We start from the raw sequence: 11,623 nt of genomic DNA, 5'->3' as shown, positions 1-11,623 counted from the left end.
CTTTGCTTTTTGTCAAGTTGACTGTTTCAACTTAAAAATATCGACGAGGACTATCAATAGGTATTGTCTATTGACACCAAAAGTGCGGAAGAACCCCTTTTTGGTTGACAAACACAGGTGCCGGGTGTGGATTGAAACATACCCGGCATAAACGCCAGCTTTTTAATCGGCGTTTGTAGCACCCGGCTTGGGTGCCGGGTGTGGGTTGAAACATCCTCAACCGGTTCGTAAATCATGTGAAAAATGTGTAGCACCCGGCTTGGGTGCCGGGTGTGCGTTTAACAATCTGGTGTTTTTGTATGTTCCGGCGAAATCAGGTGGATATTTTACATCTGTACTTATTTAAGATAGTATTTTTGATTAACCAACAACCCCAACAGAATCACTACATCCACCATCGTGTGGGCAAAGATTGCCGCCAACAAACCAACCCACTGATACATTAGACCCAGCCCTATGCTGAGTGCAAACATAAGCAAACCGTAAAGAGTTATCCGCCAGTTACGGGGGTTGAAATATCCGTGCAGGGCAATGAAAAGGGCCGAAGACCACCATAAGCCGATTAACGGTTGTAAGCCGCCGCGAAACAGAAACTCCTCGCTAAAACCGGCCAGGGCCGATATAAGTATTATTGTAACTGGATTCAAATTGACATCATTGATTATTCCAATGAACAGATTGCGCAAATCTTCAAAAACGGGCGCCGCTAATAACAAAAACAAGCAAATTAACCCGGCAACAGAGCCATATAAGCTTCCCAGCAGAATTTGTACGGGTATAGCCCGGCCGTCTGTTAAACTTGGCAGGAAAGGCCTGTTTTCAATCCCCGTGATGATGAACCATGAAAGTACCGTGCATATTACGGATAACCCTATACTCAAGTTAATTATTGTTCTTTGTGTTATCTGTGGCATGTTTATATTGTAGCAAAAAAGAACCCGGAGGGGTAAAACATAATCTTTTTGGGAACCATTTCGGGGGCGCTGTTTCCAGCAGGCTTGTTATACCCGGCTTCCGGGAGGCCCGTGTCAAGCATATTAATGTACAATTAAAATTTTTATTTTCTTTTATCAGCACGATATAAAATTACAGAAAATACTGACTTATTCTTAATCAGCTCCTAACGTCCGCACCCTTTCGTTAACCCCTTGTAATCCACGGCCTGGAAACCTCCAAATTAATCCACTGATTAAATCCCCCACGGTGTTGTTGTGTATTTGGTCACCCACCCGTTTTGTTTATCCCGAAAAATCTTGATTTTATTGGGCTGTAACATTTAAATGCCTTGGCACGCCTCTTGCTCAAAACATTAAACAAACAATAGTGATTGCAATCACAAGTATGTAGTACGGTGGTAGGGTTTTCGGTAAAAAGGCGGCGGGTTTTCGTTTTTTAATGTTTTGTTCCGGAGGTGGTTAATGTGGTTAAGATCAAAACGCAAAAAAAGGGTGGTATTTTGCGTAACTTGATACTCTGGGGAATTCTTTCACTGGCTCTTTACACACTGGTCTTTGCGAACCAGGGTATCGTGATGGACTATTTCACCAGGGGAGGAGTTTTTGCAATCGCGGTTATCGTTACAGCACTGGTATTTTCATTTGTACACGGGGCTTTCTCAAACTACCTGGTGGAAGCGATGGGTTTCAAACCCGGAAACAAAAAGTAAGGGGTGAAGGGGTAATGAAACTATTTGATTCGATAAATATGAAGCATGCAAAGATGACTGTTTTCATAATGCTGGCGCTGGGGGTTTTTCTACTCCCCGGCATTAGTGAAGCAGCAGGAGAACAATTGAGCGGCGATGATATGGTTAAAGAGTTTATCAACCTGAAACTGTCCGGTATTCTGTTCCTGTTTATCCTGGGGTTCCTTGGTGGTTTAATCAGCGGTTTTATCGGTTCCGGCGGCGCGTTTGTGCTCACCCCGGGAATAATGAGCCTTGGTGTGCCGGCGGCCATAGCGGTGGCCAGCAATATGTGTCACAAGTTCCCGAAGGCCCTGGTGGGCGCCTATAAGCGTTTCAAGTACGGGCAGGTGGACTTGAAGCTTGGTTTGATTATGGCCGTAACCGCCACTATAGGTGTGCAGCTGGGCATCAGGGTCCAAAAATTCATTTTTGCCAAGTGGGGAGCTGCCGGTTCAAACCTTTACGTCAGTCTGGCGTTCGTATCCGTATTGACGGTACTCGGTATTTACATGCTGTACGACGCCAGAAAATCCATGCGGCCGGAAAATAGGACCGGAGGGGTTAAAAAGGATAGCCTGGCGGATAAAATTGCCCGCATAAACATTCCTCCCATGATTTACCTCAAGACAGCCAACCGGAGAGTATCATTGTGGGTGACTATGCCGGTTGGACTCTGCACTGGTTTGCTGGCAGCCACCATTGCCGTGGGCGGTTTTATCGGGGTTCCGGGGATGATATACATTATCGGAGCACCGGCCATGATAGCCAGCGCAACAGAACTGGTGGTAGCTTTCGTAATGGGAATGTCCGGTACCATTAACTGGGCCATGGGCGGTTTTGTGGACATCAGGCTGGCCCTGCTCATTCTGGCGGGCTCGCTTATCGGGGTACAGCTGGGTGCCGTGGGAACCACCTACGTAAAAGAGCACATGATTAAACTGGTTATGGCCACCATTATGCTCATTGTTTCCGTCAGCAGGGGGTTTGCCATTCCGGGTTACCTTACCGAACTGGGTACAATCCAAATGAATAGCGCTACGATTCATACTCTGAACAATGTTAGCTTTGTCACCATGTGTTTTGCCCTGGCCATGGGCGGTGTAATCATCCTGGTGAATATGATTAAAGCCCGGCGGGAGATTCAGCGCCAGGAAGAAGCCAGCGAAGTTGTACAACAATCGCTTCAGCACAACTAGGTTTGCGGGAAACAATTTGGGTCCCACAGGGGGGGAATTATATGGACTGGAAAAAGATACACCGGTGGTTCGAAAGCAATTTGCAAGAACCGTTGTTACAAGCAGAGATGCACAGGGTCGATATGATGTTGTCCAACCGGGCAACGGAAAGGGTTAATAGGTTACGTGTTATCGAGGGAGGAAAATTGCGCAGGTGCTCACATTTGGAACCTGAAATCCAGAAGAAGATGCGCCAAGCCTATTAAACCTGCCGCCATGTGGGGCGCCAAAACCGTTGAGGAGTGGCGCCCTACACATTTTATGATTGTTTTGACAACAGAAGTTTAGTTTTAAAAGATTTTCTTATTTTTTTGACGTAAATTAGGACAAGATGATGTTTTTTAAATATGGCGCAACCACAGTAATCAGTAATAGAAATTAATAACCTGTCCGGGTTTTGGTCGTCAGTGACCAGTTTTACAACAAACAATCAATAACATGTTGTCCGCGATGCCCGAAAACAGTGGGTTTAATTGGTCCTCGTGACTGGCATGACGATTGCACCATAAGTTACAAAAACCAGGGAGGTGTTAGTTATTTCATTTATTGCATTCTAATGAAGTCTAGGCGGAAAGGAGGAGGAGTTAAAATTACAAAGTATAAAGTAGAGGAAAAAAAGACGGCATTAGTAAAAGCAGTCATATGTTTTGTAGTAACGATTTGTGTATATGTTACCGTTTTTACAAATACTCAAACGGTAAATAGACTTATGCAGAGCCATACATATGCGGCTCCATTGACAGCAATGGCAATTGCCTTATTGGCCGCATTTTTTTACGGCACTGCGATAACTAAATTTCTTAAACATACCCTGGAAAAAAAATTAAAATCACAGGAATTGAGGGAGGAATAGAAGCATGGCCGGAGCAGTGGAATTACCAGCTGCCGCTGAAGCGATTAAATTTATTGCCATGACTCCCAAAACTGCTTTATCCCTGTTTGCTATCGGATTGGTAGGCGGTACTTTAAGCGGTTTCTTGGGTTCGGGGGGTGCCTTTATTATGACCCCAGCCATGATGAGCCTGGGAATTCCGGGAATTATGGCGGTGGCTGCCAATATTACGCATAAGTTTGGCAAGGCCATCATGGGGGCTAAAAAACATAGTGAGTTTGGCAATGTGGACGTTCGCATGGGATTAGTTATGTTTATAGCTCTTTTTGCCGGTGTACAGGCGGCGGTGGCGCTGAATAAGGGAGTAATGGAAAGAATGGGTGCTGCGGGCTCCAATCTTTATATTAGTGTCGTTTTTGTAGTCATTCTTTCCTGGGTTGCTTTGTTCATGTACCGGGACATCAAGCGACAAAAAAAGATGCATGGGGAACAGGCGACCGGTGAGCCTAAATTGTTGGACAAAATACGTAATTCAAATATACCGCCTGTTATTCATTTTAAAGTCGCCGGGGTTAAGTGTTCCTTGTGGTTGTCGCTTTTGGTGGGTTTCGCTACCGGTTTTCTGGCCGGCACTATCGGGGTGGGCGGTTTTATCGGTGTTCCGGCGATGATATATTTGCTAGGCATCCCCACTTACGTGGCCGCCGGTACAGAGCTTTTTTTAGCCATATTCTCCGGGTTTCAGGGAGCATTTTTATACTCATTGTATGGGTACGTGGATATTCGAATTGCTCTTTTGTTATACTTGGGCTCGCTAATCGGGATAAACTTGGGTGCCATCGGTACCAGGGTGGTACGTGGATCGCAGATTAGGCTGGTTATGGTATCTATTATTGCTATGGTAGCACTTAGCCGGGCCACCATGGTGCCCGTATACCTGGGTGACCTGGGTCGAATTAACCTTAGCGCCAACACTCACCATGTAGTTACCATGGTCAGCAATGCTTTTTTGTTCGGGAGCGGGCTGGTTGGTGTTTCAATTATTTTTTATTGGATATTTCAGGCTTATAGAAGGGCGGAAAGGGAGGAAAAGTACGCAGGGTTGCAGAAAACGGAATCTCCCGTTTAAATATGTAAATTTCAGGTGGTGTGGACTTAAGACGATGCAACTAATTAATAGCGATTTTTAGTACTACAATTCTCTAATACTTGTTGGATTTGCTGTAATTATGGACACCTGTTTGTTTTCTGTTCCCCTGTAGGAGCTTTGTATATCAAAGCACGACATACAACTGTATGAAATCTGGTCAGCGGTGACCAGATTTCATACAGTTGTATGTGATTATGTTGTGCTGGGAACCCCGAAATAAAGGGTTTTATGACGGCTCACTGGTGGCATGACGATTGCACCATAGATTACATAATTTTATTGATGGATTTTGGAGGAAAACTTTTACGCGTCATAATAGTTGAATTTGCTTAAAACCCGTTGTGATATAATGTGCATATAAGGCGGTTGCCTTATAACATACCCGCTACTCATAATTTAAAGCAAAGAAATGAGGTATTAAAAATGTTTAAAAAGAACATTTTTTTCGGCAACCGCATTTTGTTATTTGTTTCATTGTTGCTTATACTCACCGTCCTTTTAACCATTTACCTGATGAGTATAATACGCAACAGCGAGCTATCACTGCTGGAACACCAGAAAGCCAGGCTAAACCAGGCTGCGTATATGTTTGATCAAAGTGTTGAAGGCAGTATCAACGAATACCTTGCCACTCATAACAAGGAAAATTTAACCAGACAGGAAAAAATATTAATTCTTGAGGAATATATAAACCCTATAATCCACTCAATAAACCGTGAATACCCCGAAGTGCATATCGGCCTTTATTACTCCGACCTGGATATTTTTCTGGACGGTACCCGGGTATTGAAAGAAAACTATTCCCTACGCCGTAAAAGGGCCTTTCAGGTCGTACTTGATACCGGTTCCTCGCTGTCTCAGAACCTGGGCCAGGAGGAAGGCGGAATCCTGGAGGTCTACAAACCATTTACCCGGAACGGTGAAGTGGAGGGGGTTATCCGTTCGGCAGAGTACCTGCAGGAAACCAGTTACTACGCCAAGCGCCGGGAAGTTGAATATAATGTGTATTCCATTATCGTCCTGGTTGTGATTACAGGCATTGCCGGTTCCATGTTTATTTTTCGTCAGCTAATCAACCAGGTGGAAGATATCAAGGACGGTGTCAAACTCCTGGAGAAGGATCTCAGTAAAACTTTGCCGCCCGCGCCGGGTGAACTGGGTGAGATAGTGGACGCCATCAACGGGTTCGCCCAAAAGATTTCCGACCTCAACGTATACAACGAAACCATGCTGGCCGCCATTGATGATGCCATACTTGTGGTGGACGTTGGTGGGCGGGTGATGATTGCCAACAATATGGCCCGCAAGCTCATGGACTTGCCGGAAGATTGCCTGGAATACAATTACAGGGATTTGTTGCCCTCCTCCTCTCCGTTTGCGGAATTGATCGGCAGAACCCTGGAAGAGCGCAGGAATATGAAAGACCTTAATGTTTCTTATGCCAAAAACGGGCACAATGTTCTTCAACTGGTGGTCAGTACCAGTATTCTCATCCGCCCGGGGGGAACCTTTATTGGTGTTGTCTTGCTTTGCCGGGATATAACCGAACGGGTGCGCATGCGGGAAAAGGCGCAGCGCCAGGAACGGTTGGCCTCCCTTGGTAAACTTGTTACCGGCGTAGCCCACGAAATACGTAACCCGTTAACCTCAATTAGTTGTTATATCCAGCACTGGCAGAACCAGCACACCCCCAATCCCAGGGCTCTAGCGACCATGCACAGAGAGGTTGCCAGGCTGGATGCCATTGTGGACCAATTACTGTATTTTGCCAAACCGGCCGAGGCCAGGTTTAAATTTAAAGATTTAAATGCACTGGTTAAAGGAATACTGGATTTTTTCCATGAAATACACCAGGGTAAGTACAACATTATCACTGAACTTGACAAGGATATACCCAGGGCGTGGATTGATCCGGAGCAAATAGAGCGGGTGTTGGTGAACATATTGTTCAACGCCCTGCAAGCCATGCCCGAAGGTGGAACGGTGACTATTCGCACCGGGTATGAAGAGGATACGGAGCAGGTATTCGTTTCCATTGCGGACACCGGTTGCGGTATTCCCAGGGAACATCTTGCCCACCTGTTTGACCCGTTTTTCTCTGGTCGCCCCAAGGGAACAGGGCTCGGGCTGGCCATAGCCCACGAAATCATCCAGGTGCACGGGGGGCACATTGAAGTGGAAAGCGAGGTGGGGAAGGGGTCCAAGTTTACATTCTACTTGAAAACCAGGGAGGATGTTTAAAGTGTCCAAGTTAGTTTTAGTAGTCGATGATGAGCAAAGCGTACGGGAAACGCTACGTGACATACTGGAAGATAACTGTTACCGGGTGGAGCTAGCTTCAAACGGTCAGGAAGGGCTGGATATGATTGACCGCTTAAATCCCGACACGGTGCTGCTGGATATTCGTATGCCCGAAATAGACGGCATAAGGGCACTGGAAATAATCAACAAGCGCGGACAACATGTGCCGGTTATACTGATTACGGCTTACGGCTCGACCGAGACCACCATTGAAGGTATGCGGCTGGGCGCTTTTGATTACCTGATGAAACCGCTAAAGATCAACGAACTTCTTGATACCGTTAAAAAGGCTACGGAAGTCAAGGCAATGGTCCAGCGTTCCGGGCAGGCGGAACATGAGGTCGAGCGGGCAAAAGACAACATCATGGTGGGTAAATCGCCCGTGATGCAAAACATCTACAAAACCATTGGTCGGGTGGCTAACAGCACGGCCACGGTGTTAATCAGGGGTGAAAGCGGCACCGGCAAGGAACTGGTGGCCGAGGCCATTCACGCAAACAGTGTGCGGCGGGCTTACAGTTTTGTAAAAATAAACTGCGCATCTATTCCGGAAAACCTACTGGAAAGCGAGCTTTTCGGTCACGAAAAGGGTGCTTTTACTGGGGCGGTGGCCTCCAAGCAGGGGAAATTTGAAATGGCGCACCGGGGTACTATTTTCCTGGATGAAATTGCCGAGATGTCCCTTTCCACCCAGGCCAAGTTATTGAGGGTGTTGCAGGACAGGGAATTCGAGCGGGTGGGAGGTACGGAGACCATCCGCGTGGATACGCGCATAGTGGCGGCAACCAATAAAAACCTGGAAAAATGCATTAAAGATGGCACTTTCAGGGAAGACCTTTATTATCGGATCAACGTGGTGGAAATTGTGCTGCCTCCATTACGGGAACGCAAGGAAGACATACCGGAACTGGTTTGCCACATTATCAAGCGTTGCAGCCGCGAACACGGTAAACCGGTATCCGGCTTTGACAGAGAGGCCATGACAGTTTTGGAAAATTATGATTGGCCAGGCAATATACGGGAATTGAAAAATGTTTGTGAAAGGGCGGTACTAATGTCCAGTAGGCCGCTCTTAACGGTGGAGGACTTGCCTCACAGCCTGCGTAAAAAAGACAGGAGGATCGAGTGGCTGGGAGAAATCCAGGGGGATTCTTTAAAAGAAATTGTGGCGGAAGTGGAACGCGAAGTTATTTTGAAAGCGCTGGCTGAGAACAATTGGAACCGTACAGCCACGGCCCAGGCATTAAAGATAAATCGAAGTTCGCTTTATGCAAAGATGAAAGAGTTCGGTATTATTTAAACCGTAAAGTTTAAAAGGGGATGGTGTAACGGTGTCATATAGTCATAATATTGAGAATATAATGGTACCTGTTGACGATTTTCCGGTAATCCGGGAAGATTACGTGGTGGCGGAAGCGGTAAAGATTATGCGCCAGTTTTTTCACCAGCAGGACGGTACCTGGTTCGGGTTTCAAGCAGCACTGGTGCTGGATGCTAATGAGCAGCTGGTGGGTTTGTTGACTTTGCGAAGATTGCTGCAGGCTTTTAAACTGCGGGCCATCCAGGATCACTTATTAACCAGCTACGCGGAAGTGTTTTTTATGCCGGGGGGTTCCCACCAGCACATGGAAATAACAGTCAAGGAAATCATGCGTCCCATAGGCGCCATAACGGTACAAAAGGATGACAACATTTTTAAAGCGGTCCGCCAAATGGTGGAGAGAAAAATCAACCTGTTGCCGGTACTGGAAGGTAGCGAATTGGTGGGCATGGTGCGCACCATAGATATGTTTTGGATAATCGGTGAATTACTTGATTAAAAAGGGGTGAAGGGAATGAAAAATAAAAAGGCTTCTGATATTATGGTTCCCCTGGACGATTACGTAACAATCAGTGATAATGCAACTCTATACGAGGCGATTAAAGAACTGCGGGGTGCCATGCACAGTAAAGGAAGGGCGTGGCACGGTCACAGGAGTGTACTGGTGCTCGGTGCTGATGGAAACCTGGTGGGAATTCTCACCATGTCTGGTTTGCTGCGAGCGGCGGGGATACAGGAACTGGACCGGGACCCTAATATAAAGGCCGAGTCCTGGGGCTGGTATTATGTGGACCGGATGCGCCGGGAATCGGGAGTTCGAGTGAGGGATATTATGCGCCCGCTGCGGTTATACACGGTGCCTGCGGAAGCCTCCGTAATGGACGTGGCGCTTGCTTTGTTAAAATATCAGGTCAATACCCTGCCGGTGATGGATAAGGGCAAACCGGTGGGTATTGTAAGACCAATTGATGTATTCATGGTGATAGACGAGTATTTTCATTAATTCCAAGTACTCACGGCTAAATCGATCTCAGTGTTTGCTTTATTGAAAAGCTTTGGTGCTATATGGAGATTTTTTTAAGATAACGTGACGTTACGGATATAAAATCCGCTAAAATCCGGCTAAACTTTTGCACGTGAAATAATTCAACCCCATTCATGTCATTGAAAACAATTTTCAGCCTGTACTTGCCCGTAGCTTCAATGGATTTGTTCTCCCTTTCTAGAGGGAGATTGAGGTCTTGTTCTATATCATCTTTGTATTTTAGAAGAGGGAGAAAAACTTTGTTTTTGTTCCCGTCTGCCACCAACTCAATGGAAATCAGGTGTTCACCTTTGTGCTTACCTTTGCGCGGGGAAGTTTTGCGTATTCGGTAATAAACGGTGTTGTATGGTTGAACCCTGAGACAGCGTGAGTTGCTTTTGCTTACGGGTACGGGAAGAGAAACACAATTAATCTGTATCCCTTGTTTGGCCAAAATTTTTGCGGCTCCGGTTACTATGTTGTCCAGCTGTTGGCTGATAATATTGTTGTTTTTTTTCGCCGGATGCTCTGTAGACTTGGTGCGATCACGCAAGTTTTCTTTTAACCACTTTTCAAACAAGTCCAGCGTCTTGCGGTTATCTGCGCCAAGTGATAGCTGCCGACAAAATTTTTCTTTTTGAGCAATAAAAGCTGAAACAAACTCCCGGTTCGTCATGACATCTCTCTCCCAATGGGACGGTAATTTGTATGTGGAACTCGGTAAAATTCATCTGGGATCAGGTCAGGTTAATCAAAAAAACTATCAGTGGTAAACCAAGTATAACCAGTGAACTGTACAAGAGTTTTCTATACTTCTTTATTTCAGGCATGTTTATTTTATTGCCCTTGGACAATTCAGCTCTTATAATTTCCGCTTCCAGGAAAGGTTCCTCCAGGTTGCTGACCATCCAATGGTGCAATTTTCCTCTGTTATGCATTAATTTCCCTCCCGTTGAGTGCTGCCCAGCTTTTTAGTTTAGTGGAATTTATAGTTTAGTGGAATGTGGAATATTGTATAAACTGTGGTGCAAGCTTTGTGCCAGCTTTCGAAGTTCGGAAAACCCGCATAAACAGGGCGTTTAAATTATTACAGGCAAGAACGATTGACCATAACTAAGTCAATACTGGTGGTTTTTTTGTACAACATGCGGGAGGTGGTTTTAGAATGGCTTAAATACTGTGTTTTTGTAACCAGGGCTGGCTGTGGAGGAAGTGCCGTGTGTTATTAAAAAAAGCAAAATATCAAAGTGTTAAACGACATAAAGACAAAAAAGCGCGCCCGAACTGAAAAAAATTGTCAGGACGCACTTTTTTTACGCATGCGTATTGATTTTGGTGTTACTTCCACCAGCTCGTCGTCCGCGATGAATTCCAGGCACTGCTCCAGGGTCATTGGGCGGTGCGGTGTTAGCTTTACGGCTATGTCCGCCGTGGAGCTGCGTACGTTGGACAACTGTTTCTTTTTACAGACGTTTATGGGGCCACATTTTATAATACTTCCCCGGCCACATCTTTTCAACTGTTACATGCTATTATGGGAAAAATTTTAAAGCAATATATACCCTTATATATCCTTGCGGTTGAAGCTGTACACCGCCAGCCCGGTGAAGAAGGCCACATACAACAGCGCGTAAACCACCATCCACACGCGAACCGTAAAGCGGTACAGCGACATATGCGGGAAATGGGAATCGCCGGCATTTCTCCCGGCCCGAACCTGAGTAAGCGTAACCAGCAACATAAGGTCTATCCATACTTGCTCAGTAACCTTGAGATCACCCGCCCAGACCAAGTCTGGGGCATAGATATTACCTACATTCGCCTGCAAAAGGGCTGGGTATACCTGGTGGCAATCATGGACTGGTATTCTCGCTATGTGATTAGTTGGGAAATGGATCTCACGCTGGAGATATACTTTGTTCTGGAAGCGGTCAAAAGAGCCCTGACCCAATCCCGGCCGGAAATCATGAACAGCGACCAGGGAAGCCAGTTTACCAGCCCGCAGTACATAGAGATTTTAAAAAACGCTGGGGTCCAAATCAGCATGGACAGCAAGGGCAGGGCCACTGACAA

11 protein-coding genes and 2 pseudogenes are annotated in these 11,623 nt (G+C 46.0%); 9 read left to right on the top strand and 4 right to left on the bottom strand.

Features of this window, described 5'->3' with window-relative positions; all coding sequences use genetic code 11:
- Nucleotides 1–338: 338 nt before the first annotated feature.
- On the bottom strand, nucleotides 339–722 hold the full coding sequence (locus LX24_RS14400) for a CPBP family intramembrane glutamic endopeptidase (protein WP_166512824.1): 384 nt from the start codon (nucleotides 720–722) through the stop codon (nucleotides 339–341).
- 698 nt (nucleotides 723–1,420) lie between these two features.
- On the opposite strand from LX24_RS14400, the gene LX24_RS14395 reads away from it, so the two are divergent.
- The 8 genes from LX24_RS14395 (at nucleotide 1,421) to LX24_RS14360 (ending at nucleotide 9,529) form a co-directional block, all read left to right on the top strand.
- Entirely contained in the window at nucleotides 1,421–1,666 is a 246-nt protein-coding gene (locus LX24_RS14395) for a hypothetical protein (RefSeq protein WP_166512823.1), read from the top strand.
- A 14-nt stretch (nucleotides 1,667–1,680) separates the two neighbouring features.
- Nucleotides 1,681–2,883, top strand: coding sequence for a sulfite exporter TauE/SafE family protein (locus LX24_RS14390; RefSeq protein ID WP_243131773.1), 1,203 nt, complete (start codon nucleotides 1,681–1,683; stop codon nucleotides 2,881–2,883).
- Nucleotides 2,884–2,924: 41 nt separating this feature from the next.
- Nucleotides 2,925–3,128, top strand: coding sequence for a hypothetical protein (locus LX24_RS14385; RefSeq protein ID WP_166512822.1), 204 nt, complete (start codon nucleotides 2,925–2,927; stop codon nucleotides 3,126–3,128).
- A gap of 651 nt (nucleotides 3,129–3,779) precedes the next feature.
- Nucleotides 3,780–4,883, top strand: coding sequence for a sulfite exporter TauE/SafE family protein (locus LX24_RS14380; RefSeq protein ID WP_166512821.1), 1,104 nt, complete (start codon nucleotides 3,780–3,782; stop codon nucleotides 4,881–4,883).
- Between the two features lie 444 nt (nucleotides 4,884–5,327).
- A complete protein-coding gene (gene atoS, locus LX24_RS14375) occupies nucleotides 5,328–7,145 on the top strand; it encodes a two-component system sensor histidine kinase AtoS (protein WP_166512820.1) in 1,818 nt (605 codons plus the stop codon).
- Nucleotides 7,138–8,505 carry a sigma-54-dependent transcriptional regulator gene (locus LX24_RS14370; protein ID WP_166512819.1) on the top strand — a complete coding sequence of 456 codons (1,368 nt, stop codon included), beginning with the start codon at nucleotides 7,138–7,140 and terminating at the stop codon, nucleotides 8,503–8,505. The genes atoS and LX24_RS14370 overlap by 8 nt, the downstream gene beginning before the upstream one ends.
- Before the next feature lie 31 nt (nucleotides 8,506–8,536).
- Nucleotides 8,537–9,025: a CBS domain-containing protein gene (locus LX24_RS14365; RefSeq protein ID WP_166512818.1), complete on the top strand. Its 489-nt coding sequence runs from the start codon at nucleotides 8,537–8,539 to the stop codon at nucleotides 9,023–9,025.
- A gap of 15 nt (nucleotides 9,026–9,040) precedes the next feature.
- A complete protein-coding gene (locus LX24_RS14360; RefSeq protein WP_166512817.1) occupies nucleotides 9,041–9,529 on the top strand; it encodes a CBS domain-containing protein in 489 nt (162 codons plus the stop codon).
- Nucleotides 9,530–9,587: 58 nt separating this feature from the next.
- Here the strand turns inward: LX24_RS14360 and LX24_RS14355 are convergent, their stop codons facing one another.
- The 3 genes and pseudogenes from LX24_RS14355 to LX24_RS14345 all read right to left on the bottom strand — a co-directional run.
- A complete protein-coding gene (locus LX24_RS14355; RefSeq protein WP_166512816.1) occupies nucleotides 9,588–10,226 on the bottom strand; it encodes a hypothetical protein in 639 nt (212 codons plus the stop codon).
- Nucleotides 10,227–10,287: 61 nt separating this feature from the next.
- Entirely contained in the window at nucleotides 10,288–10,488 is a 201-nt protein-coding gene (locus LX24_RS14350; RefSeq protein ID WP_166512815.1) for a hypothetical protein, read from the bottom strand.
- 359 nt (nucleotides 10,489–10,847) lie between these two features.
- A pseudogene (locus LX24_RS14345) lies at nucleotides 10,848–11,027 on the bottom strand (hypothetical protein); the annotation flags it as partial.
- Nucleotides 11,028–11,201: 174 nt separating this feature from the next.
- Here LX24_RS14345 and LX24_RS14340 point away from each other — a divergent pair.
- Nucleotides 11,202–11,623 (top strand): annotated as a pseudogene (locus LX24_RS14340) (transposase); the annotation flags it as partial.

The sequence above is a fragment of the Desulfallas thermosapovorans DSM 6562 genome (assembly GCF_008124625.1).
Classification (GTDB): Bacteria; Bacillota; Desulfotomaculia; order Desulfotomaculales; family Desulfallaceae; genus Sporotomaculum; species Sporotomaculum thermosapovorans.
The sequence above is the reverse complement of the archived record's forward strand: the minus strand, read 5'-3'. Positions and strand labels throughout refer to the sequence as shown.